Raw genomic sequence first — 24,171 nt, 5'->3', positions numbered from 1 at the left:
CGCTCCCGCGGCCGTTCGCCGTACCGTACGTGATCCATGACCGCCGGCCGGGGGAGAACTCATCGGCGGACGCGCGACGGGTTCCGGAAGCCCCGGTGCTCCGCCCCCCTGTGAGCGGATCACCGGGCGGGGCCGGGGACCGGCTCAGTAGGGCCAGATCGGGGGGTCCGTGACGAAGTGGCCGCCGAGGTGGGCGTGGTCGGGGTTCTCCGGGTCCAGCTCGCCGTGCTCGGCGACGAGCTTGTCCGCGTACTGCTCGGAGTCGTCCTGCGGGTCGTAGCCGAGGGAGCGTGCCGTCGTCAGGTCCCACCACAGGCGGGTGTTGTCCGAGGAGCCGTAGACCACCGTGTGGCGCACGTCCTCGGCGGTCAGGGCCGCGTGGAAGAGGCGGGCCCCGTCGCCCGGGCTCATCCAGACGGAGAGCATCCGCACGGAGGTCGGTTCCATGAAGCAGGAGCCGATGCGCACGGAGACGGTCTCGATGCCGTGCTTGTCCCAGTAGAACTGCGCGAGGTCCTCGCCGAAGGACTTCGACAGGCCGTAGAAGGTGTCGGGCCGGCGGGGGGTCCCGACCGGGATCAGCGGGTCACCGGGGAGCGGGCGCGGGGTGTAGCCGATGGCGTGGTTGGAGGAGGCGAACACGATGCGCTTCACGCCCTCCTCGCGCGCCGCCTCGTAGAGGTTGTAGGTGCCCTCGATGTTGGAGTGCAGAATCTTGTCGAACGAGGCCTCGAGGGAGATGCCCGCCAGGTGGATGACCGCGTCGACGCCCCGCACGGCCTCCCGCAGAGCGGCCTTGTCGCCGAGATCGGCGGTGACGGCGTCCGGTTCGCCCTCGATGGGGGTGAGGTCGAGGAGCCGGAGGTCGTAGCCGTACGCGGGGAGCAGCCCGCGCATCAGGGTGCCGAGGCCGCCGGCGGCGCCGGTGAGAAGGACGGTGCGGGGAGCTGGCATATGAAGATCTCCTCGGTGCGGGCGCAGGGCGCGGGCGCGGCGTGCGCGGACGGTGCGGTGCTGTGCTGCGTGTGGCCGGACGTGGGACCTGCGGGGTACGTGGGGCACGCGGATGTCACGCAACCGCCCGGTGCGTCAAATTCATGGACGGCATTCACATGCGTGGACAAAATAAGAAGTCACGACGGACCGCGTCAAGTGTCGCTCGGTGTCGGCAGGTTCGTCCCGGGGTCGGGTGTTCGCGTCTTGACCAGCGCCGCGCGGCTGCCTTAGCGTGGCGCCGTTCAGAAATATGGACGCCGATCATAATTGTGCACGCCTGAATCTGCTCAGGGAGCGCCCGTGACCTCAGCCCCCCTTGCCGCCCGACTCACCGATGTCGCCGGGCCGCTCTTCTTCCCCGTCACCGCCTACGGGCCGGACGGCGCCGTCGATCCGGACGCCTTCCGCGCGCATGTGCGCGCGGGGATCGACGCCGGCGCGGCAGCCGTCTTCGCCTGCTGCGGCACCGGCGAGTTCCACGCGCTGACGCCGGAGGAGTTCCGGCTCGTCGTCGGGGCCGCCGTCGAGGAGGCCGCGGGGCAGGTGCCCGTGGTCGCCGGAGCCGGCTACGGCACGGCCCTCGCGGTCCAGTTCGCGAAGCTCGCCGAGGAGGCCGGCGCGGACGGGCTCCTCGCCATGCCGCCCTACCTCGTCGTCGCCGGCCAGGAGGGCCTGCTGGCGCACTACACCGCCCTCGCGGCCGCCACCTCCCTGGAGACGGTCGTCTACCAGCGGGACAACGCGGTCTTCACCCCGGAGACCGTCGTCGCCCTGGCCCGGACCCCCGGGATCATCGGCCTCAAGGACGGCTACGGCGACCTCGACCTGATGCAGCGCATCGTCAGCGCCGTACGCACCGGACTGCCCGGCGAGGACTTCCTGTACTTCAACGGGCTGCCCACCGCCGAGCTCACCGGGCTCGCCTACCGGGGCATCGGCGTCACGCTGTACTCCTCCGCCGTCTTCGCGTTCGCGCCCGACATCGCCCTGGCCTTCTACCGGGCGCTGGACTCCGGCGACGACGACCTGGTCAACGCGCTGCTCGACCACTTCTACCGGCCGCTCGTCGAACTGCGGGCCAAGGGCCGCGGCTACGCGGTGTCGCTGGTGAAGGCGGCGGTCCGGCTGGAGGGCCTGGACGTCGGCCCGGTGCGCACCCCGCTCACCGAGCCGTCGGCCGAGCACGTCGAGGAGCTGACCTCGATCATCGCCGACGGCCGCGCCCTGCTGGAGAAGTACCGCGCGGAGGAGGCGAAATGAAGGCCTCCGCCTTCCTGTACCCCTGGGACGTCGTGGGGGACCCGGCCGCCCCCGCCCGCCTCGCCGTTCTGGGCGTCGAACAGGTGACGCTCGCCTCCGCCTACCACTCCACCCGGGCCCTGACCCCGCGCCACCCCTGCCGCCGGATCGTCACCGCCGAACACGCGGCGGTGCTCTACCCGCCGGACACCGCGCGGTGGGCGGGACGGGAGCTCCGCCCCTACGGGCAGTCCTGGGTGGCGGGGGACGACCCCTACGCCGAGGCCGCCGAGGCCCTGGCGGCGGCCGGCCTCCAGGTGCACTCCTGGGTGGTGCTCGCGCACAACTCCCGCCTGGGCGCGGAGCATCCGGACACCTCCGTGGTCAACGCCTACGGGGACCGCTACCCCTGGGCGCCGTGCATCGCACGGCCCGCCGTTCACGCCTACCTGGTGGACCTGGCGGCGGAGGCGGCCGTACGCCCCGGGACGTCGGGTACGGAGCTGGAGTCCTGCGGCTGGTACGGCTTCGCCCATCTGCACGCCCACGACAAGGTCTCCGGGGTCGCGCTCGGCGACGCGGCGCAGTACCTGATGTCCCTCTGCTTCTGCTCCGACTGCCGCGCCGGCTACGCCTCGGTGGGCCTGGACCCCGACGAGCTGCGCGACGCCGTGCGCCGCGCCCTGGAACCCGTCTGGGCCGGGCCGGGATCCGGGGAGCAGGGCTGGGCCGGGGTGGAGAAGCTGCTCGGCGCGGGCCTCGCGGACGCCACCCTCCGATGGCGCGTCCAGGTCGCCAGGGGCCTCCAGGAGGCGGCTGTCGCCGCTGTGCGGGGCGCGGCGGCGGGGCCGGACTTCCAGGTCCTGCTCCACGCCGACCCGGCCTCCCACCGCACCGGCGCCAACGTGGGGACCGACCCCGCCCACATCCTGTCCACGGCCGACGGGGTCGTGCTGCCCTGCACCGGCGGCGACGCGGCGCGCGAGGCGGTGCTCGGCCCGTTCGCCGGGCTGTCCGGGGTGCTGGCCGCGAATTTCAACGTGGTGAGCGGCATGGGCGGCAGCCCCGGCACCCTGGAGCGCGACGCCGCGCACGCGGCCTCGCTCGGTGCGGACCAACTGCGCCTGTACCACGCGGGTCTGGCCTCCGGTCCGGATCTCGCCGCCGTCGGCGACGCCCTCTCCGCGGTCCGCGGCGGCTGACCGCGGACCGTCTCCCACCCTCGAAGCGCAGGTCCCCGGCGTGCGGCCGGGGGCCTGTGCCGTTTCCGCCCCCGGACCGCGGAGCCGTACGGGCCGCCGTCCGTGCCCCCGCCGTCGCGAGGTCGGTGAACTTCTTTTGCCAGAAGCGTTGACGAAACATTCCCGCGGCTCTAGCTTCATCCGCGTCGTACTTCGTACGTCATATATGAGACGCGATACGCGAGATGCGAGAGCTCTTCACCCATGACCTTTGCGCCTGCCCCCATCCCGTCCAGGACCCAGTACGTGCTGGAGGCGATCAAGCACGCCATCCTCACCGCACAGCTGAAGCCGGGACAGGCACTCGTGGAGACCGAACTCGCCGCACAGTTCGGGGTGTCGAAGACCCCCGTGCGTGAGGCGCTGAAGACGCTCGCCGGTACCGGGCTCGTGGTCATGAGCCAGTACAAGGGAGCCACCGTCCGGCTCGTCGACGCGACGATGGCCCGGGAGGTGTACGACGTCCGCCTGCTCCTCGAGCCGGAGGCGCTGCGCCGCTCCATCACCCGCAAGGTCTCGCTGGAAGCGGCCCAGGAGGCCCTGGAGCGCTCCGACTCGGCGGTCGACAAGGCGGACAGGTCGCTCGCCAACCGGGACTTCCACCGGGCGCTCTACCTGCCCTGCGGCAACCCGCTGCTCGCCCGGATGCTCGACGAGATCCGCGACCAGGCCGCACTGGTGTCGACCGTCGCCTGGTCGGCGATCCCGTCCTGGGAGCGCGAGGCGGCCGAGCACCGCGAGATCCTGCGGCTCGCCCTGGCCGACGACGCGGAGGCCGCCGCGGGGGCCCTGCACGACCACATCGCATCGTTCGTACGCCGTGCCTTCCCCGACGACGAAGACGGGGGTGACACGACGTGAACCACCAGCTGGACACGGCTCACCAGCACCTCGACGAAAGGTCAGTCCGCATGGACTTCTCCCCGCTGAAGGCGGCCCTCGCAGACGTTGTGGCGATCCCGGTGACTCCGTTCGCCGAGGACGGCGGCATCGACATCCCGGCGCACCGGGCCCTGCTGCGACGGCTGCTCGACGGCGGCGTCCGCATCGTCACCCCGAACGGCAACACCGGTGAGTTCTACGCGCTCACCCCCGACGAGCGGCGTACCGTCACCGAGCTCACCGTCGAGGAGACGGGTGGCCGTGCCACCGTCCTGGTCGGGGTCGGCCACGACGTGCCGACCGCCGTGGCCGCCGCCGAGCACGCGAGGGACTGCGGAGCGGCGATGGTGATGGTGCACCAGCCGGTGCACCCCTACGTCTCGCAGGACGGCTGGATCGACTACCACCGGGCCATCGCCGAGGCCGTCCCCGGGCTGGGGGTCGTGCCGTACGTCCGCAACCCGCTGCTCGCCGGTGAGCGCCTCGCCGAGCTCGCCGACAGCTGCCCCAACGTCATCGGGGTGAAGTACGCCGTCCCGGACGCCGCCCGCTTCGGCGCGTTCGCCCGCGACGCCGGCCTGGAGCGCTTCGTGTGGGTCGCCGGGCTCGCCGAGCTGTACGCCCCCTCCTACTTCGCCACCGGCGCCACCGGATTCACCTCCGGGCTCGTCAACGTCGCCCCCGGCGTCTCGATCGCCATGATCGAGGCGCTCCGCGCGGGCGACTACCTCGCCGCGATGAAGGTCTGGGAGCAGATCCGCCGCTTCGAGGACCTGCGCGCCGACCGGCAGTCCGCGAACAACGTGACGGTCGTCAAGGAGGCCCTGGCCTCCCTCGGGCTCTGCCGCCGCGACGTACGCGCGCCCAGCCGGGTGCTGCCCGAGGCGCAGCGCGCCGAGGTCGCCTCCCTGGTCGCCGGGTGGTCCATATGACCGGCGCGTCGTCGGCGGGCCGCCGCCTCGCTCCCGAGGAACTGCGCAGCCACCAGTGGTACGGCACGGACGGGCTCCGCTCGTTCAGTCACCGCGCCCGCACCCGTCAGCTCGGCTACCTCCCCGAGGAGCACCTGGGCAAGCCGGTCATCGCGATCCTCAACACCTGGTCCGACATCAATCCCTGCCACGTCCATCTCCGCGAGCGCGCGCAGGCGGTCAAGCGGGGGGTCTGGCAGGCGGGCGGCTTCCCGCTGGAGTTCCCGGTCTCCACGCTCTCGGAGACCTTCCAGAAGCCCACCCCGATGCTCTACCGCAACCTGCTGGCGATGGAGACGGAGGAGCTGCTGCGCTCCTACCCCGTCGACGGCGCCGTGCTGCTGGGCGGCTGCGACAAGTCCACGCCCGCGCTGCTGATGGGCGCCGCCTCCGTCGACCTGCCGACGGTCTTCGTGCCGGCCGGGCCGATGCTGCCGGGCCACTGGCGCGACGAGGTCCTGGGCTCCGGCACGGACATGTGGAAGTACTGGGACGACAAGCGGGCCGGCCTCATCGGCGACTGCGAGATGGCCGAGCTGGAGAACGGCCTCGCCCGCTCCCCCGGCCACTGCATGACGATGGGCACCGCCTCGACCCTGACGGCCGCCGCCGAGGCGCTGGGCGTCACGGTGCCGGGCGCCTCGTCCATCCCGGCCGTGGACTCCGGTCACGACCGGATGGCGGCGCAGTCCGGGATCCGGATCGTCGAACTGGTGTGGCAACAGCTGAAGCTGTCACGGATCCTCACGGCGGACGCCTACGAGGACGCGGTCGCCACGGTCCTCGCGCTCGGCGGCTCCACCAACGCCGTCATCCACCTGATCGCGATGGCGGGCCGCTCCGGGGTGAAGCTCACCCTGGACGACTTCGACCGCATCGCCCGCACCGTGCCCGTCCTCGCCAACCTCCGCCCCGGCGGGAAGTACCTGATGGAGGACTTCCACTTCGCCGGAGGACTCCCCGGGTTCCTGGCACGGCTCACCGACGTGCTCCACCTGGACCGGCCCACCGTCACGCACGCCACGATGCGCGAACAGCTCGACGGGGCGCTCGTCCACAACTCCGAGGTCATCCGGGAGCGGGACAACCCGCTGGCGGAGGAGGGCGGTGTCGCCGTCCTGCGCGGCAACCTGTGCCCGGACGGCGCGGTCATCAAGCACATCGCCGCAGAGCCCCACCTGCTGCGCCACACCGGACCGGCGGTCGTCTTCGACGACTACAAGGAGATGCAGCGCACCATCAACGACCCGGCCCTGGCCCTCACCCCGGACCACGTGCTGGTGCTCCGCAACGCCGGCCCCAAGGGCGGCCCCGGGATGCCGGAGTACGGCATGCTGCCCATCCCCGACTACCTGCTGAAGCAGGGCGTACGGGACATGGTGCGGCTCTCCGACGCCCGGATGAGCGGCACCAGTTACGGCGCCTGCGTCCTGCACATCGCACCCGAGTCCTTCGTCGGCGGGCCGCTCGCGCTGGTCCGCACCGGTGACCTGATCACCCTGGACGTCGAGGCGCGGCTGCTCCACCTCGACGTCACCGACGAGGAGCTGGAGCTCCGCAGGTCCGGGTGGACCGAGCCGCCCGCCCGCTACGGGCGCGGATTCGGGGCGCTCTACCAGGACCAGATCACCCAGGCCGACACCGGCTGCGACTTCACGTTCCTGGCCCGGCAGGGAGAAGTGCCCGACCCGTACGCGGGCTGAACCGCGAAGAGGAATTCCGCGCACCGCGTCGTCCGGGATACCGAACGGCATGCGGTAAGCGCTTGCACCATGCACCGAACGCACGGCACATCCAGCACTTCCCAGAGATCGGAGACGCGTCATGGCCCAATCCGCAGCCGTGGCCACACCGCCCCCCAAGGGGCAGGCGCCGAAGCGCCGTTCGGCCAGTCCCCGCCGCCTGCCGTACCTGCTGATCGCACCCGCGGGCCTGCTGATGCTGGGCTTCATCGCCTATCCGGTGATCAGCGTCTTCTACTACAGCCTGCAGGACTACAACGTCACCAAGCCGTGGCGGAACGGCTTCGCCGGCTTCGACAACTTCACCCGGATCTTCACCGAGGACGACCAGTTCTGGTCGACGCTCGGCTTCAGCGCCCAGTGGGTCTTCACCCAGGTGACCCTCCAGCTGGCGCTCGGCCTCGCGCTCGCGCTGATCGTCAACCAGAGCTTCGTCGGACGCGGCATCTCCCGCGCCATGGTCTTCTCGCCCTGGGCCGTCTCCGGTGTGCTCACCAGCACCATCTGGATCCTGCTCTACAACTCGTCGACCGGCTTCAGCCGCTACCTCGCGGACGCCGGGATCGGTGAGTACGGCACCTCGGTCCTCTCCGACACCGGGACCGTCTTCTGGGCGGCCACCGTCTCCGAACTCTGGCGCGGGGTCCCCTTCTTCGCCATCCTCATCCTCGCCGACCTGCAGTCGGTCTCCAAGGAGCTGTACGAGGCGGCGTCGGTCGACGGCGCGGGCCGGATGCGGCAGTTCTTCCACATCACGCTCCCGCACCTGCGCGACGCGATCATCCTCGCCACCCTGCTCCGCGGGGTCTGGGAGTTCAACAACGTCGACCTCCTCTACACCCTCACCGGCGGCGGGCCGGCGGGCGAGACCACCACCCTCCCGCTCTACGTCGCCAATACCGGCATCGAGGGCCACGACTTCGGATACGCGTCCGCGCTGACCACCGTCGCCTTCGTGATCCTCCTCTTCTGCTCGATCGTCTATCTGCGCCTGAGCAAGTTCGGAGGCGACCACAAGTGACTGCCGCACTCGTAGAGAAGAACGACGCCCGCACGCCCGGGCTCTCCCGGCGGGACGACGTCCCGCCGCCCTCCTCGCACCGCCGGACCAAGCGCGAGCGCGCCTTCGACGACGTACCGCGCTGGCAGATCTACGTGCCGCTCGGCATCTACCTGCTCTTCACGCTCATCCCGTTCTACTGGATGTTCCTCTTCGCCGTACGGCCCGCCGGCTCCACCTCCCTGGTGCCCTGGCCCATGACGGGGGACCACTTCTCCAAGGTCTGGAACGAGCGCAGCTTCGCCCTCTTCTTCCAGAACAGCATGATCGTCGGCGTCGCGACGCTGATCGCCACGACCCTGGTCGCGCTGGCCGGCGGCTACGCCCTGGCCCGGTTCGACTTCAAGATCAAGGGCGCCTTCATGCTGGCGCTGCTCTGCTCGCAGTTCATCCCGGGCGCCCTGATGCTCGTGCCGCTCTTCGAGATCTTCAAGAACCTCCAGATGATCAACTCCCTGGGGAGCGTCGTCATCGCGGAGACCGTCTTCCAGCTTCCCCTGTCGATCATCCTGATCAGCGGCTTCATCAAGAACGTCCCGGTCTCCCTCGAAGAGGCCGCCTGGGTGGACGGCTGCTCGCGCTTCAAGGCCTTCTGCGCCGTCGTCCTGCCGCTGCTGCGCCCCGGTCTGATCGCCGTCGGCTCCTTCGCCTTCGTCCACAGCTGGAACCACTTCCTGTTCGCCCTGATGTTCCTCAGCGAACAGGACAAGCAGACGATCCCGGTCGGCCTCAACACCCTCATCGGCGCCGACAGTGTCGACCTGGGGGCGCTGGCCGCGGGCGGTGTCATCGCCGCGGTTCCGGTGGTCATCGTCTTCGCCTTCATCCAGAAGTGGCTCATCACCGGCTTCAGCGCCGGCGCCGTGAAGGGATGACGGACATGACCTGGAAGCTCCACGCCCGCACCGCCACCGACGTGGCCCGCGGGGCCGGAGCGGGGAAGGCGGACCGATGAGCGTGACCACCCCCCTCCCCGTCGTCCTGGCCGGCGCCCGCGGCCACGGCCGCTGGCACCTCGCCAACATCCGCCGGCTCCAGCACCAGGGGCTGGTCCGGCTGGCCGGGATCTGCGAGCTGAACCCGCTGACCGACGGCGAACTCGACCTGTTCGCCGACGAGATGCCCGAGCAGTCCGCCGACTTCGGGGCCCTCCTGGACTCCACCGGCGCGCGCGCCGCCGTCGTCTGCACCCCCATCCCGACCCACACCACGCTGGCCCTGACCGCCGCGGCCCGGGGCGTCCACCTCCTTCTGGAGAAGCCCCCGGCCGCAACCTGGGACGACTACGCCCGCATGGCGGACGGGGTACGGGAGGCGGGCATCGCCTGCCAGATCGGCTTCCAGTCCCTCGGCTCGCACGCCGTGCCCGCCGTCAAGGACCTCGTGCGCTCCGGGGCGATCGGCGCCGTCCGCGGCGTCGGGGCCGCCGGCGCCTGGGTCCGCGACGACGCCTACTTCCGGCGGGCCCCCTGGGCCGGGCGGCGCAGGCTGGGCGGGACCGACGTGGTCGACGGGGTGCTCACCAACCCCCTGGCGCACGCCGTCGCCACCGCACTCGAACTCGCCGGCCGGGGAACGGCCGACGACGTGGCGTCCATCGAGACCGAGCTCTTCCGCGCCCACGACATCGAGTCCGACGACACCAGCTGCGTCCGGGTCACCACCGCCGACGGGACTCCGGTCACCGTCGCGGTCACCCTCTGCGCGGAGGAGGCCGGCGAACCGTACGTGATCGTCCACGGCGACCGCGGCCGCGTCACCTTCTGGTACAAGCAGGACCGGGTCCTCGTCCAGCGCGCCGGACACGGCCCCGAGGAGGCCGTGCACGGGCGGACCGACCTCCTGGAGAACCTCGTCGACCACCTGGAGCACGGCACCCCGCTCCTCGTGCCGCCGGAGCGCACCGGCGCGTTCATGCGGGTCCTGGAGGCCGTGCGCACCGCCCCCGAGCCCGCCGCACTGCCCGCCACCGCCTGGTACACCCGCCCGGCCGACACGGGCGACGGCGTACGGCGCATCGTGCGCGGTGTCGACGGCACCGTCGCCGCCGCGGCCGACACCCTCACCCTCTTCTCCGAACTGGGCGCCTCCTGGGCGCGCCCGAGCGAGGTGAGCACCCCATGACCACCGCACTCCTCAGCTGCGCCGGACGGCCCGTCGGCCGCTACGGCCACCGGCCCGGGACCGACGGCCGGCCCTACCTGCACCCCGTCACCACACTCGCCGGCACCCCCGTCACCGAGGAGCGGCCCGCCGACCACATCCACCACCTGGGCGCCTCCGTCGCGGTGCCCGACGTGGCCGGGCACAACTTCTGGGGCGGGCGCACCTTCGTCCGTGACCAGGGACCCACCGTGCTCGACAACCACGGGACGCAGCGCCACCTCGGCTGGAAGCTCCGCGACCCGGACGGCTTCGTGGAGGAGCTCAGCTGGGAGGCCGACGGCACCGAGCTGCTGCGCGAGCACCGCACGGTCGCCGCCGTCGGGCTCTCCGACACCGCCTGGGCGCTGGACTTCTCCTTCTCCCTCACCAACCGGGGCTCCACGGACCTCTCCATCGGCAGCCCCGCCACCAACGGCCGCCCCGGAGCCGGGTACGGCGGATTCTTCTGGCGCGCACCCAAGGAGGCCGTGCCGCCCGCCGTCTTCAGCGGCACGCTCGACGGCGAGGAGGCCGTGCACGGCAGGGCCGCCGACTGGCTGGCCCTCGCCGGGGACGGCTGGACCCTCGTCTTCGCCGGCGCGACCGAAGAGACCCGGCGCGACCCGTGGTTCGTGCGCACCACCGAGTACCCGGGGGTCGGTTCATCCCTCGCCGCCGACCGGCGGCTTCCCGTCCCCGCCGGAGCCACCGTCGTGCGCAGGGTCGTCACCGTCGTCGCCGACGGACGCCTCGGCCGGGACGCCGCGGGCGCCCTCGTCCGCAAGGCGGTCGCCGCATGACCATGCCCTGGAGAGCCGACCTCGGGGACGGCACCTACCGCAACCCGGTCCTCAACTCCGACTGGTCCGACCCCGACGTCGTGCGCGTCGGCGACGACCACTACCTCACGGCGTCCAGCTTCGGCCGGGTCCCCGGGCTGCCCCTGCTGCACTCCCGTGACCTGGTCAACTGGACCCTGATCGGCCACGCCCTCGACCGGCTCGGACCGGAGGCCGACTTCTCCGTGCCGCGCCACGACTGCGGGGTGTGGGCGCCGTCGCTGCGCCACCACGCCGGACGCTTCTGGATCTTCTGGGGGGACCCCGACCACGGCGTCCAGCAGATCAACGCCGAGAACATCCGCGGCCCCTGGAGCGCCCCGCACCTCGTCAAGGCCGGGAAGGGCCTGATCGACGCCTGCCCCCTCTGGGACGAGGAGACCGGCGAGGCCTATCTGGTCCACGCGTGGGCCAAGTCGCGCTCCGGCATCAAGAACCGGCTCACCGGCCACCGGATGAGCCCCGACGGGCGCGAACTCCTCGACGAGGGCACGACCCTGGTCGACGCCGACACGATCCCGGGCTGGTTCACCCTCGAAGGCCCCAAGCTCTACCGGCACGACGGCTGGTTCTGGATCTTCGCCCCCGCCGGGGGAGTGGAGACCGGGTGGCAGGGCGCCTTCCGCTCGCGGACGTTCGCCGGCCCCTACGAGGAGCGGGTCGTCCTCGCCCAGGGCAGCACCGAGGTCAACGGCCCCCACCAGGGCGGCTGGGTCAGGACCGCCGCGGGTGAGGACTGGTTCCTGCACTTCCAGGCACGCGGGGCCTACGGCCGTGTCGTGCACCTCCAGCCCATGCGCTGGGACGAGGAGGGCTGGCCGGTCATCGGTGACGAGGGCGAACCCGTCCTCACCCACCGCAGCCCGAAGGCGCCGGAACAGACCGCGGAGGCCCCGGTCTCCAGCGACGACTTCCCCGGCGGGCGGTACGGCCGGCAGTGGCAGTGGACGGCCGATCCGCGGCCCGGCTGGACGGTCGGCCACGGCGGCGACGGGCTGCGCCTCAGCTGCGTACGGACCGCGTACGCGCACGATCTGCGCGCCCTGCCCAACGTCCTGGTGCAGCGGCTGCCCGCCGAGGAGTTCACCGTCGAGGTGGGCATCACGCTCGACACCGGCGAACCGGACGCCAAGGCCGGGCTCGCCGTGCTCGGGGACGCCTTCTCGTGGATCGGCCTGGAGGCCGGGGCCGACGGCACGGCCCAGCTCGTGCACCGGTACGCCGAGACCGTCGCCGAGCACGAGCGGGACGCCGAGCACCCCCGCCCCGCACCCGACGCCTCGGTCCGGGTACGGATCGAGGTCACCCGGGGCGCCCGCTGCCGCTTCTACGCCGACACCGGCGACGGGTCCGGATTCCGGGCCTCCGGCCAGGTCTTCGCCGCCGCGCCCTGGCGGTGGGTCGGCGCGCTGCTGGGCCTCTTCGCCACCGCCCCGGCCGGTTCGGGGCCCTCCGGAACAGCCGGCTTCACCGCGTTCCGCACCACCGCGCCACCGCGCACCACCTGACCCCGCACCGCCGTATGGGAGCCGCAATGACGCACCTCCGTACCGAGCGCACCAGAGCGAGAACACCGTTCACCGCCTTCACCCCCGCCGTCCTCCGGCGTGCGCGGAGCCAGGACGGTGGCCGTCGGAAACAGCTGCCACGGGGGCGTCCGGCACACCCGCCGGGACGACACGCCGGCCGGGCCGGTCCGGCGCGGCCGAGCACCCCGGCGCCGCACCGCGCACACCACTGACCTCCCCCCACGTACGCGTACAGATCCGAGAGAGAAGAGCCGACATGAACATCTCGAAGACGCTCCGGGGGCGTGCCGCGACCGCGGTGTCCCTCACGGCGGTCCTGGCCCTCGCGGCCACCGGCTGTGGCGACGACGGCAGCGACTCCGGCACGGACGGCAGCGGGAAGGGCGAGATCACCTTCTGGGACAACAACGGTGGCCCGCGCACCGCGATCTGGACCGAGATCATCAAGGACTTCGAGAAGAAGAACCCGGACATCAAGGTCAAGTACGTCCCGATCCCGATCGCCGACGTCCAGTCGAAGTACGACACGGCCATCGCGGGCGGCGGGCTGCCCGACGTGGGCGGCGTCGGCACCGCGTACCTGGCGAACATGGTCTCCCAGGAGGCCCTGGAACCGGTCAACGACCGGCTGGACGGGTCGTCGCTGAAGGGCAAACTCGTCGAGGGCATGGTCGAGAGCGTCAGAGCCGCGGCCGGCCGGGGCGACGACCTGTACTCCGTGCCGACCTCCGCCAACAACGGGGCGCTCTGGTACCGCACCGACCTGTTCGAGGAGGCCGGCCTGGACGCGCCCACCACCTGGCCCAAGTTCTACGAGGCCGCCGACAAGCTGACGGACGCCAAGAAGAACAAGTTCGGCTACACCATCCGCGGTGGCGCGGGCTCCATCGCCCAGGCCCTCGACGCGATGTACGGCCAGACCGGCATCACGGACTTCTGGGACGGCGAGAAGACCACCCTGAACGACCCGAAGAACGTCGCGGCGCTGGAGAAGTACGCCGCCCTCTTCAAGAAGACGACGCCCTCCGCCGACGTCAACAACGACTTCACCAAGATGGTCGCCCAGTGGGACTCCGGCACCATCGGGATGCTCAGCCACAACCTCGGCTCCTACCAGGACCACCTGAAGGCGCTGGGCGAGGACAAGTTCGCCGGGATACCCGCCCCCATCGGGGAGGGCGGCACCCGCGTCCAGGTCTCGAACCCCGTCGACGGCCTCGGCCTGTTCCGGTCCAGCAACAACAAGAACGCGGCCTGGAAGTTCATCGAGTTCGCGGCCTCCCACGAGTCGAACAGCAAGTGGAACGAGTCCGCCGGCGCCATCCCCGCCAACACCGAGGCGGCCAAGGACCCGTGGATCGGTGAGACCGAGCCGACCGCCCTCGCGGCGAAGGCGCTCACCGACGGCTCCACCAAGATCGTCGACCTCCCGTACTACCTGCCCGACTGGAACAACATCAGCAAGGCGGACAACGAGCCCGAGTTCCAGAAGCTGCTGCTCGGCAAGATCACGGCCAAGGCCTTCCTGGACGCGATGGCCGACGAGCTGAACGCCGCCCAGAAGGAGTGGAAGGAACTGGGCAACGGCTGACCCGGCCGTCCCCTCGCGGACGCCCCCCATGACCGGGGGACCGGCGGCGGTCCGGGTCGCACCCCGCCGCCGGTTCCCCACCTCCGTACACCCCCCCCGGGCACCACCTCACGTCGTCCCCCGAGAGAGGCAGTCATCCTGTGTCACTCACCCGCAGACGGACGGCGGCCGCGCTCCTCGCGCTGCCCCTCGCCCTGAGCGCCACCCCCGCACTCGCCCACGGCGGCGGCGGGCACCGGCCCCGGACCCGTACGCTCCACATCGCGGGCGACTCCACGGCGGCCCAGAAGTACGCCGACGCCGCGCCCGAGACCGGCTGGGGCATGGCCCTCCCCTTCTTCCTCGGACAGGGCCTCACCGTCGCCAACCACGCGATGAACGGCCGCAGTTCCAAGAGCTTCATCGACGAGGGGCGCCTCACCGCCCTCCTGGACGGCGTCCGTCCGGGCGATCTCGTCCTCATCCAGTTCGGGCACAACGACGAGAAGACCGAGGACCCCGCCCGGGGCACCGACCCGTACACCACGTACCAGGAGTACCTGCGCCAGTACCTCGAGGGCGCCCGAGCCCGGCGCGCCGAGCCCGTGCTGATCACCCCGGTCGAGCGCCGCCGCTTCGCCGAGGACGGCACGGCGAAGCCCACCCACGGGGAATACCCCGCCGCGATGCGCGCCCTGGCGTCCGAGGAGGGCGTCGCCCTGCTCGACGTCCAGGCGCTCTCCCTCGCCCGGTGGCAGGAACTCGGCCCGGACGGGACCCGGGCGTACTTCAACTGGCTGGAGCCCGGCGAGTCGCCGAACTACCCCGACGGCAAGCAGGACAACACCCACTTCCGGCCTGACGGCGCCGTCGACGTGGCCAGGACGACGGCCCGCGCGCTGCTGGACGGGGGCGTGCTCGCCCCGCGCGAGCTGCGCCGCCTCGACGCGACGGTGCCCGGGAGCCGGATCACCTGGCCGCAGGCCTGACACCCGCTCCCCGCATTCCCCTTCATTCCTTTCCCCGTACGACAGTTAGGGATCCGCCATGCCCGCACGCATGAGACACGTCCGCGCCATCGCCGTGGTGATGGGCAGCGCCTCGCTCGCCCTCGCGGTGAGCGTCCCCGCCCAGGCCACCACCCACCACGGCAGGGGCATCGAGCGTTCCGTGCTCCCGGCCGGTGACGGCTGGGCCTCCGCCGACGGCTCCACCACGGGCGGCGCGGACGCCACCCCGGAGCACGTCTACACCGTCACCAACCGGGCCGAGCTCATCGCCGCCTTCGAGGACGCGGGGGACGCACCGAAGATCGTCCGGATCGCCGGCACCGTCCACGGCAACTCGGACGCCGCGGGCACCCCGATCGGCTGCGAGGCCTACCAGCAGGGCGGCTACACCCTGGAGAAGTACCTCGCCGCCTACGACCCGGCCGTCTGGGGCACGGACGAGGTCCCCTCGGGCCCGCTGGAGGACGCCCGTGCCGCGTCCGCGAAGCTGCAGGCCGCCGCGGTCAACGTGAACGTCCCGTCCCACACCACGCTCGTCGGTGTCGGCAAGGACGCCACGATCATCGGTGCCAGCCTCCAGGTGAAGAACGTCTCCGACGTCATCATCCGCAACATCTCCTTCGAGGACACCTACGACTGCTTCCCCCAGTGGGACCCCACCGACGGTGACCAGGGCGCCTGGAACTCCGAGTACGACAACCTCGTCGTCTACGGCTCCAGCCACGTCTGGGTCGACCACAACACCTTCAGCGACGGCGACCGCCCCGACGCCGACCAGCCCCACTACTTCGGGCAGGTGTACCAGCAGCACGACGGCCTCTTCGACATCGTGCGCGGCGCCGACCTCGTCACCGTGTCGTGGAACGTCCTCAAGGACCACGACAAGACCATGCTCATCGGCAACAGCGACGGCGCCGGGGCGAGCGACCGGGGCAAGCTCCGCGTGACGCTGCACCACAACCTCTTCAAGGACGTGAAGGAGCGCGCGCCCCGCGTCCGCTTCGGCCAGGTCGACTCGTACAACAACCACTTCGTCGCGGGCAAGGGCGCCGCCTACGGCTACACGTACGGCATCGGCGCCGAGTCGAAGCTCGTCGCCGAGCACAACGCGTTCACCGTGCCCTCCGGCTTCGACAAGGCGGCCATCCTCAAGAAGTGGTCCGAGTCCTCCCTCACGGCGGGGGACAACTACGTCAACGGGCGGAAGACCGACCTGATCGCCGTGCACAACGCGGGCGTGCCCTCCGAGCAGCTCACCGAGGGCGCCGGCTGGACCCCGACGCTGCGCACCGGGGTCGTCCACCCGCTCGCCGTCCCGCTCCTGGTGGGCCTCGGCGCGGGAGCCGGCAAGCCGCTGGTCCGCTGACCCCACCCCACCCCGAACCGGCCGGAGCGGCACCGCACCCTTCCACCACCCCGGAAGGCGCCGCTCCGGCCCGCCTGTCCTCGCACCTCTTCGCAAGGAGTACCGCCATGCCCAGCAGACGCAGCGCGCTGACCCTGCTCGCGGGTGCGGGCGCCGCCCTCGCCCTCGGCACACCCACCGCCCACGCCCGGCCCGCGCACCCCCGCCCCTTCGGCCGCCACGGCTCACCGGCGCGCCGCCTGAACGCCCTGACGCTGTACGTCGATCCGCACGGCAGGGGCGACTTCACCGACGTACGGTCCGCGCTCGACGCGGCCACCGGCACCGGCCGGACCCTGGTGATCGCCCCCGGCACCTACCGCGGGAAGCTCTCCGTCCCCGCCGACCGGACCGGCCTCACCCTGATCGGCGCGAGCGGCGACCCGCGCGACACCGTCCTCGTCCACGGCGACGCCGCCGGAACCCCGAAGCCCGACGGCTCCGGCACCCTGGGCACCAGCGGATCCGCCTCCGTCACCGTCCAGGCCGCGGACTTCACGGCCCGCGACGTGACCTTCGCCAACGACTGGCTGCGCTCCGACAACCCGGAGTACACCGGGACCCAGGCCGTCGCGATCAAGGTGCAGGGCGACCGCTCGGCGTTCCTCGGCTGCCGCTTCCTCGGCCACCAGGACACGCTGTACGCCGACTCCCTCGCCCTCACCGCCTTCGCCCGCCAGTACTACCGCGACTGCTACGTCGAGGGGGACGTCGACTTCGTCTTCGGCCGTGCCACCGCCGTCTTCGACCGCTGCCACTTCCGTACCCTGACCCGCACCGACCTGGCGTCCGCGCCGTACGGCTTCGTCTTCGCACCCAGCACCGCCGGAGCCAACCCGCACGGCTACCTGGTCCTGCGCTCCCGCGTCACGAGCACCGCCCCCGACGGCTTCTACAAGCTGGCCCGCCCCTGGGTGCCCTCCTCGGACCTCACCGCGCACCCGATGCTGACCGTCCGCGACAGCCACCTCGGCGCGGGCATCGACGCGGCGGCCCCGTACGGCACGATGTCCGCGGGCTTCCCCTGGCAGGACCAGCGCTTCGCCGAGTACCGCAACACCGGTCCCGGCGCGCGCGTCACCGTCCCCGGCAACCGCCCGCAGCTGAGCGCCGCCGAGGCCCGCGCGCACACCCCGGCCGGCCACCTCGGCGACTGGCGCCCCTCCGCATGACGCTCGGGATCACCCGCGGGGTGCTCCCGGACTTCTACGGGCGGCTGAAGGACGAACTGACCTTCCCGCTCTCCTGGGAGCGCTCCGCGACCCGTGACTTCCCGGCCTGGCGCGCCGAGGGGCGCGCCGCGGCCGGGGAGTCGCTGCTGCAGCCGGCGGTCCCCGGCCCCGAGCCCTACGACCCGGTGACCCTCGACGAGCACGCACGCGGCCCGTACACGGCGCGCACCGTGGAGTTCGCCCTCAGCCGGTACGGCAGGGCACGCGGCTCCCTGCTGGTGCCGCACGGGACGGGGCCGTTCCCCGCGGTGCTGGTCCTGCACGACCACGGGGCCGAGTTCAGGATCGGCCGGGAGAAGACCGTACGGCCGTGGTCGGACCCGGACCGCCTCACGCTCGCCACCGCGTGGACGGACCGCTACTACGGGGGCCGGTTCATCGGCGACGAACTGGCCGCCCGGGGGTACGCGGTGCTGGCCGTGGACACCCTGGGCTGGGGCGACAGGGGACCGCTCGCCTACGAGGACCAGCAGGCACTGGCCGCCAACCTCCTCCGGCTGGGCACCTCGCCGGCGGGCCTCGCCGCCCACGAGGACATCCGCGCCGCGGACTTCCTCGCCTCGCTGCCCGAGGTGGACGAACGGCGTGTGGGCGCCCTGGGCTTCTCCATGGGCGCCTACCGCGCCTGGCAGCTGTCCGCCCTGTCCGACGGGGTCCGCGCGGCGGCGGCCGTCTGCTGGATGACGGGGCTCAAGGAGATGATGCTCCCGGGCGACGACGCCCTGCGCGGCCAGTCCGCGTACTTCATGCTCCATCCCGGGCTGCACCGCCGTCTCGACATCCCCGACGTGGCGTCCCTCGCCGCCCCGAAGCCCGCCCTGTTCCACGCCGGTGGCCGGGACGGCCTCTTCACGGCGGCCGGGGTGGAGGCGGCGTACGCCGAGCTGCGCGCGGTCTGGGAGTCGCAGGGGGCCGGCGACCGCCTCACCACCAGGGTGTGGCCGGACACCGGGCATGTCTTCAGCCGTGCCATGCAGGACGACGTCCACGGGTGGTTCGACAGGTGGCTGAGGGCTCCGGCCTGAGACGCCGCCTCGCACCGTACGCGTCCGGGCGGTCCGGGCCGGCTCCTGCGGGGCGCCGCCCGCCCGGCTACGTCCGGCGCCGAGGCCGGGCCGCGGCCTTCTTCGTGGTCCTGCTCCTCGACGGCCCAGGGACGCCGTCCTCCTTCTCCGCGTCGGCCTCCGCCGAGGACGCCTTCCTGGCCGCGGTCTTCTTCACGGGCTTCCTGCCGGAGGCCCTCCTGCTCTCCGGGGCCGTGGCGCCGGACGCCTTCTTCCTGGCCGTGCTCGTCCTCTTCGCGGGGGCCGGACGGCGTGGCCGGTCCGGGGCGGTGTCGTCACCCTCCGGGGCCCGGCGCCGACGGCGGGCGACCGGGCGCTCGGACGCCCTCTCCGTCTCTTCCGCACCGTCCTGGTCCCCGGTGTCCCCGCCGACCTCCTCGACCGTGTCCGCGGCGCTCCGGCCCACGTCCCCGACGGCCGCGCCCGCTTCCTCGCCGATGTCTTCCACCGCGCCGCCCGCACCGCTGCCGACGGATTCGACCGCGGTCCCGGCTCCCCGGCCCACCTCGCTCACGGCCGCGCCGGCGCCCGCGCCCAGCTCGCCCGCGGCCCGGCCGGTGCCGGCTCCGACGTCCTCGACCGCCGCGCCCACCCCGCGGGTCAGCTGTTCGAGGATCTGCGGGTTGCGGTCCACCGTGGCCAGCAGCCGGGTGACGATGGCGGCGATGTGGTGGAGCCGCACCTTGAGCTGCGCCTGGACGTCCACACCCTCGATGTCCAGCTGGACCCGTCCGAGTCTCACGTCCGCTCCGACGTTCAGTTTGAGGAGGTCCAGCACCTCCGCCTGGAGGGAGACGTGGGCCTCCAGGTCGTCGACCTCCAACTCCAGCTTGTCCACGTGGAGGGAGGGAACGTCCAGGAAGACATCTGACGGTCCATCATCGGGGCCGTCGTCCCCCGGGACCACGATCTCGGCGTCCGGGTCCCGGCCTTCGCGGCCGGCTCTGTCGGAGCTGGGCATGGCGTGCGCACATCCTCGGTAGGTTCCCCGAGCAGGATCCTCACGTCCCAGTGTCGACCGGGGGAAACCATGACGCAATCGCCGGTGCCGCGCGTCCGCCCCCGCAGGCCAGGGGCACCGGGCCTGCGGGGGCGGACCGCACTCGGGGGACGCCCGCCGGATCTCTAGTCGTAGCTGAGGTCCGACGCGGTGTAGCGGCAGTACGTGCCGTCCGGACCGCTGCCCGTCTCCTTCGGCTCGGCGCCCGTGTTGTTGCCGGTGTAGCGGACGCAGGGCTTGATCTTCTTGCTGCTGTCGCCGTGGATCCGCACCGAACGCAGCGCGGCGGTGTCCCCGTAGTTGGTGTTGATGCCGACCAGGGACGTGCCCGGCGCCGTGATGTCGACGTCGTTCACGATGATGTCGCGCTTGTACTGCTTGGAGCAGTTGCCGCAGGACCGGACGAGCTTGCCGAAGTCCGTGACCTGGAACTTCGTGATGACCAGCTTGCCCGCGCCGTTGAACTGGAAGACCTTGTCCGAGGCCTTCCTCGCGCCGCCGCCGTACACCGTGTAGACGGAACCGGTCGACGTGCCCTTGAAGGACGCGGCGTCCTCGCCGACGTCCTCCCACCAGACGTTCTGGATCGTGCAGCTGCCGGAGCAGTGGACACCGTCGGCGGCGGGTGAGCCCAGGATGACGTTCTTGAGCGTCGCCCCGTCGGCCAGCTTGAAGATCGGGTCCTGTCCTTCGTCCTGGCCGTCGCCGCCGAGGTCGCCGCTCCCGTAGAAGCGCTTCAGCGATCCGTCGTACGTCCCCGAGACCTCGATGGTCTTCGAGACGGCCTGGGTTCCGGTGGCACCGGGCCAGGCGGGCACCGCGGCCGTCGCCGCTCCCGCGGGCTGCAGCATGACATTGGTGGCCAGAGCGGCTCCGGTGAGACCCAGGGCGGCGGTCAGTGCGGCCGCCATGCGGCGCTTGCCGGGCCTGCGCCGATGCGTGTGCGCTCGTTCGCTCATGTTGGTCGGTCCCGTTTCCTAGGGGGTGGGGGGGATGGTGTCGCGCTCATGGGTCGCCACCGCCCGCGAAAGGGTTGCCGTGTTCCGGATCTGTTTTTCCGTGGAGGCCCCTCGCACGCCCCCCGCCCCACCCGCCGCCCCGCGGGGTGAGCTCAGTGCGTCTCCGCGAAGTCGCCGCCCACCGAGGTCTGCCCGCCCGTCGCGCGCCCCCGCGCCGTGTAGTCGTCCCGTCCGGTGTCGCGGGACCCCTCCGCGTGGTCGTACTGCCCGGCGAAGGTGTGCGTACCGGTCGGCACGCCCCGCCCCGGCCTGAGCGTCCAGCGGTAGACGAGGAAGCCGTCCTCCTCGGTCGCCGACGCCACGAAGTCCTTCTCCGGCAGGGAGCGCCAGGAACCGGTGGTGTGCACCCCGCCGTTCAGAGCGATCCGCAGCTCCACGGTGAGCTCCGTCAACGGCCGGGTCGTCTTGACCGTCACCTCGCTCTGCGCCCAGTAGGCGTTGCCGTTCGGGTTCAGCGAACCGTCCGACCACAGCGGGCCGCTGCCGGCGGGCAGCGCGGCGCCCCGGCCGGCGGGCGGGGACTCGGGGCGGTGCGACGTGGGGCCGGCGGCCACCCGCTGTCCGGCCCGCGGTTCCTCCCGGCCCGCGGACGTGACCGCGAAGGCGCCGGCCGTCAGCACCCCGCAGACCGCCGCGGTCGCCCCGGCGACCCGCAGCCACGGCATCGGAGAGCGCGGGGCGCGCGTGGGGCGTACGGGCGGTTCCTCCGACATGCCGCGCTCGATCCGGGCCAGCATCCGCGCCCGGTCGGGGCGGTGCGAAGCGGCGGCCGTGCGCAGCCGCTCCCGCAGGTCCTCGTCCATCACTGCCTTCCCCCGGTGCGCTGCCCGGCGACCGCCACCTGTACCTGTGCCGCCGGGGTCTCGGGTCCGAGCAGCCGCTGGAGTTCCGCCACACCGCGCGAGGTCTGGCTCTTCACCGTACCGACCGATATCCCGAGGACCAGAGCGGTGTCCCGCTCGGACAGGTCGAAGGCGTGCCGCAGGACCACGCACGCGCGCTTGCGGAACGGCAGCCGCCGCAGGGCGCCCTGGACGTCGACCACCGCCGACACGTCGGGCCCGTCCGCCGCCCAGCCGTCGCCGGACCCACGGGGTGCCCAGAACAGCGCGATCCTCCGGCGCTCCCGCACGGCGCTGCGGATGCGGGTACGGGCCAGGTTGGCGACGACCCCTCGCGCGTAGGCCGCCGGGTGGTCGGCGCCCCTGACCCGGTCCCAGCGGTGCCAGAGCGCCATGAGCGCGTCGGCGGCCAGGTCGTCCGCCGCATCGGCCTCGCCCGTCAACAGATGGGCGAGCCGGGCGAGTTCGGCGTAGTGCGCCTCGAAGAACGCACGGAACTCGGCGGCAGCAGCATCATCCAGGACTGTGCCCACGGGTACCTCTCCTCTGCACGGGATCCCTGCGCGCGGACTGTGTACGTTCCCAATTGCGTTCGCGGGGCGAGAGCGTACCAATGCGTGTCCCCGGAAGCGCTTCGACGCGTGTGCGCCTCCAGTAAGGCGCACCACGGCGGAAACCTGAACCCCCTTGCGCCGGATGACCGTTCCGGAACCCTCGGTGCGGAGACCGGACACGGGGTCGTCGCCGCGGAAGACGTAACACGGGGAAAACCTGAAATCCCCGCGACCGGTGAACAATCCGGCTGACCGCCGCGTGATCCGTACACCGTGATCCGTACACAAGGAGGAGTGCCATGCCGGACAGATCCGATCCCACCGTGCCCGTGCCCGCGCCCAGGACCGACGAGGCCGGGGCCACGGGGGCCGCCGGGCCCCCCGGAGCGGTGCCGAAGGGCGCGCCGCGCGGCGCGGTCGACCGCTTCTTCTCCATCAGCGCGCGCGGCTCGGACTTCGGGCGCGAGATACGCGGCGGCTTCGCCACCTTCTTCACGATGGCCTACATCCTGGTGCTCAACCCGATCATCCTCGGCTCGGCCGAGGACAAGTTCGGCAACCACCTCTCGGGTCCCCAACTCGTCACCGCAACCGCCCTGGTGGCCGCGGTGATGACCGTCGCCATGGGGGTCGGCGGCAATCTGCCGCTCGCCCTCGCCGCGGGGCTCGGCCTCAACGCCGTCGTCGCCTTCCAGATCGCGCCCCTGATGAGCTGGCCCGACGCGATGGGGCTCATCGTCATCGAGGGCCTGCTGATCTGCGTCTTCGTGGTCACCGGGCTGCGCGAGGCGATCATGCACGCGATCCCCTCGTCCCTGAAGCAGGCCATCGGCGTCGGCATCGGGCTCTTCATCGCGTTCATCGGCTTCGTCGACGCCGGCTTCGTCACCCGCATCCCCGGCGACACGGGCTCCGTCCCCGTCCAGCTCGGTGCCACCGGGCAGCTCTCCGGCTGGCCGGTCCTGGTCTTCTGCCTCGGTGTGCTGCTGACCGTCGCGCTGCTCGCCCGCAAGGTGAAGGGCGCCATCCTCATCGGCATCGTGGTCACCACCGTCGTGGCGGTCGTCATCGACGGGATCGCCGACATCGCCCCCACCGCCTGGGGCCTGACCGTGCCGTCCGTCCCGGACGACCTGGTGGCCGCGCCGGACTTCGGCCTGATCGGCTCCTTCAGCCTCTTCGGGGCGTTCGAGCACGTCGGCGTCGTCACCCTCGTGCTGCTCGTCTTCACCCTGCTGCTGAGCGACTTCTTCGACACCATGGGCACCGTGCTCGGCGTCTCCCAGGAGGCCGGCCTCCTCGACGAGGACGGCAAGGTGCCGCATCTGGGCCGGGTCCTGCTCATCGACGGCGCGGCGGCCGTCGCGGGCGGCGCCGCCTCCGCCTCCTCCGCCACGTCCTACGTCGAGTCCGCCGCGGGCGTCGGCGAAGGCGCCCGTACGGGCTTCGCCTCGCTGGTCACCGGCGGCCTCTTCGCCGTGGCGCTGTTCCTCACGCCGCTGGCCACGATCGTGCCCTCCCAGGCCGCGGCACCCGCGCTGGTCGCGGTCGGTTTCCTGCTGATGGCGCAGGTGCGGCACATCGACTGGGAGAAGTACGAGGTCGCCATCCCGGCCTTCCTCACGATCGCCGTGATGCCGTTCACCTATTCCCTGACCAACGGCATCGGCGCGGGCTTCGTCGCCTACGTCGTGATCAAGGCGGTCCTCGGCAAGGCCAGGGAGGTCCACTGGCTGCTGTGGGCCACCGCGGTCGTGTTCGCGGTGTACTTCGCCATCAACCCCGTCGAGCAGCTCCTCGGGGTGAGCTGACCGGGGCCGCACGTGACGCC

The 24,171-nt window shown here is 72.1% G+C and carries 21 protein-coding genes; 16 read left to right on the top strand and 5 right to left on the bottom strand.

Annotated elements, in window-relative coordinates; genetic code table 11:
- Window positions 1-144: 144 nt before the first annotated feature.
- Window positions 145-954, bottom strand: a complete 810-nt coding sequence (locus OG488_RS08760) for an NAD-dependent epimerase/dehydratase family protein (protein ID WP_329227491.1) — start codon at window positions 952-954, stop codon at window positions 145-147.
- A gap of 342 nt (window positions 955-1,296) precedes the next feature.
- Between OG488_RS08760 and OG488_RS08755 the strand changes: the two genes are divergently transcribed.
- From OG488_RS08755 to OG488_RS08685, 15 genes are all read left to right on the top strand, one after another.
- A complete protein-coding gene (locus OG488_RS08755) occupies window positions 1,297-2,256 on the top strand; it encodes a 5-dehydro-4-deoxyglucarate dehydratase (protein WP_329227489.1) in 960 nt (319 codons plus the stop codon).
- The gene (locus tag OG488_RS08750) at window positions 2,253-3,437 is read left to right on the top strand and encodes a hypothetical protein (RefSeq protein ID WP_329227487.1); all 1,185 of its coding nucleotides are present in this window, start codon (window positions 2,253-2,255) and stop codon (window positions 3,435-3,437) included. The genes OG488_RS08755 and OG488_RS08750 overlap by 4 nt, the downstream gene beginning before the upstream one ends.
- 243 nt (window positions 3,438-3,680) lie before the next feature.
- Complete coding sequence (locus OG488_RS08745; RefSeq protein WP_329227485.1) at window positions 3,681-4,337, top strand: GntR family transcriptional regulator; 657 nt, start codon at window positions 3,681-3,683, stop codon at window positions 4,335-4,337.
- Window positions 4,338-4,387: 50 nt separating this feature from the next.
- Window positions 4,388-5,290 (top strand): dihydrodipicolinate synthase family protein, encoded by a 903-nt coding sequence (locus OG488_RS08740; RefSeq protein ID WP_329227483.1) that lies wholly within the window; start codon window positions 4,388-4,390, stop codon window positions 5,288-5,290.
- The gene (gene araD, locus OG488_RS08735) at window positions 5,287-7,032 is read left to right on the top strand and encodes an L-arabinonate dehydratase (RefSeq protein ID WP_329227481.1); all 1,746 of its coding nucleotides are present in this window, start codon (window positions 5,287-5,289) and stop codon (window positions 7,030-7,032) included. Before OG488_RS08740 ends, araD begins: the two co-directional genes overlap by 4 nt.
- Window positions 7,033-7,153: 121 nt before the next feature.
- The gene (locus OG488_RS08730) at window positions 7,154-8,092 is read left to right on the top strand and encodes a carbohydrate ABC transporter permease (RefSeq protein ID WP_329227479.1); all 939 of its coding nucleotides are present in this window, start codon (window positions 7,154-7,156) and stop codon (window positions 8,090-8,092) included.
- The gene (locus tag OG488_RS08725) at window positions 8,089-9,006 is read left to right on the top strand and encodes a carbohydrate ABC transporter permease (RefSeq protein WP_329227478.1); all 918 of its coding nucleotides are present in this window, start codon (window positions 8,089-8,091) and stop codon (window positions 9,004-9,006) included. Before OG488_RS08730 ends, OG488_RS08725 begins: the two co-directional genes overlap by 4 nt.
- Before the next feature lie 76 nt (window positions 9,007-9,082).
- Window positions 9,083-10,255, top strand: a complete 1,173-nt coding sequence (locus OG488_RS08720; protein WP_329227475.1) for a Gfo/Idh/MocA family protein — start codon at window positions 9,083-9,085, stop codon at window positions 10,253-10,255.
- Window positions 10,252-11,076 (top strand): PmoA family protein, encoded by an 825-nt coding sequence (locus tag OG488_RS08715; RefSeq protein ID WP_329227473.1) that lies wholly within the window; start codon window positions 10,252-10,254, stop codon window positions 11,074-11,076. Before OG488_RS08720 ends, OG488_RS08715 begins: the two co-directional genes overlap by 4 nt.
- The gene (locus tag OG488_RS08710; protein WP_329227471.1) at window positions 11,073-12,623 is read left to right on the top strand and encodes a glycoside hydrolase family 43 protein; all 1,551 of its coding nucleotides are present in this window, start codon (window positions 11,073-11,075) and stop codon (window positions 12,621-12,623) included. The genes OG488_RS08715 and OG488_RS08710 overlap by 4 nt, the downstream gene beginning before the upstream one ends.
- Window positions 12,624-12,900: 277 nt before the next feature.
- A complete protein-coding gene (locus OG488_RS08705) occupies window positions 12,901-14,235 on the top strand; it encodes an ABC transporter substrate-binding protein (protein ID WP_329227470.1) in 1,335 nt (444 codons plus the stop codon).
- A 140-nt stretch (window positions 14,236-14,375) separates the two neighbouring features.
- Window positions 14,376-15,203, top strand: a complete 828-nt coding sequence (locus OG488_RS08700; RefSeq protein ID WP_329227467.1) for a rhamnogalacturonan acetylesterase — start codon at window positions 14,376-14,378, stop codon at window positions 15,201-15,203.
- 58 nt (window positions 15,204-15,261) lie between these two features.
- A complete protein-coding gene (locus tag OG488_RS08695; protein WP_329227465.1) occupies window positions 15,262-16,590 on the top strand; it encodes a pectate lyase family protein in 1,329 nt (442 codons plus the stop codon).
- 107 nt (window positions 16,591-16,697) lie between these two features.
- Window positions 16,698-17,801: a pectinesterase family protein gene (locus tag OG488_RS08690; RefSeq protein ID WP_329227464.1), complete on the top strand. Its 1,104-nt coding sequence runs from the start codon at window positions 16,698-16,700 to the stop codon at window positions 17,799-17,801.
- Complete coding sequence (locus tag OG488_RS08685) at window positions 17,798-18,886, top strand: dienelactone hydrolase family protein (protein WP_329227462.1); 1,089 nt, start codon at window positions 17,798-17,800, stop codon at window positions 18,884-18,886. Before OG488_RS08690 ends, OG488_RS08685 begins: the two co-directional genes overlap by 4 nt.
- Before the next feature lie 67 nt (window positions 18,887-18,953).
- On the opposite strand, the gene OG488_RS08680 is transcribed toward OG488_RS08685, so the two are convergent.
- From OG488_RS08680 to OG488_RS08665, 4 genes are all read right to left on the bottom strand, one after another.
- A complete protein-coding gene (locus OG488_RS08680) occupies window positions 18,954-19,886 on the bottom strand; it encodes a hypothetical protein (protein WP_329227460.1) in 933 nt (310 codons plus the stop codon).
- Window positions 19,887-20,050: 164 nt separating this feature from the next.
- Entirely contained in the window at window positions 20,051-20,884 is an 834-nt protein-coding gene (locus OG488_RS08675) for a pectate lyase (protein WP_329227459.1), read from the bottom strand.
- Window positions 20,885-21,036: 152 nt separating this feature from the next.
- Window positions 21,037-21,747 (bottom strand): hypothetical protein, encoded by a 711-nt coding sequence (locus tag OG488_RS08670; protein ID WP_329227457.1) that lies wholly within the window; start codon window positions 21,745-21,747, stop codon window positions 21,037-21,039.
- Window positions 21,747-22,319: a SigE family RNA polymerase sigma factor gene (locus OG488_RS08665; protein WP_329227455.1), complete on the bottom strand. Its 573-nt coding sequence runs from the start codon at window positions 22,317-22,319 to the stop codon at window positions 21,747-21,749. Before OG488_RS08665 ends, OG488_RS08670 begins: the two co-directional genes overlap by 1 nt.
- A gap of 320 nt (window positions 22,320-22,639) precedes the next feature.
- Between OG488_RS08665 and OG488_RS08660 the strand changes: the two genes are divergently transcribed.
- Window positions 22,640-24,151, top strand: a complete 1,512-nt coding sequence (locus tag OG488_RS08660; protein ID WP_329227453.1) for an NCS2 family permease — start codon at window positions 22,640-22,642, stop codon at window positions 24,149-24,151.
- Window positions 24,152-24,171 lie beyond the last annotated feature (20 nt).

Origin of the sequence: Streptomyces sp. NBC_01460, from assembly GCF_036227405.1 — a bacterium.
Taxonomy (GTDB): Bacteria; Actinomycetota; Actinomycetes; order Streptomycetales; family Streptomycetaceae; genus Streptomyces.
Note: the sequence above shows the minus strand (reverse complement) of the source record. Positions and strands in the feature narration are given on the sequence as shown.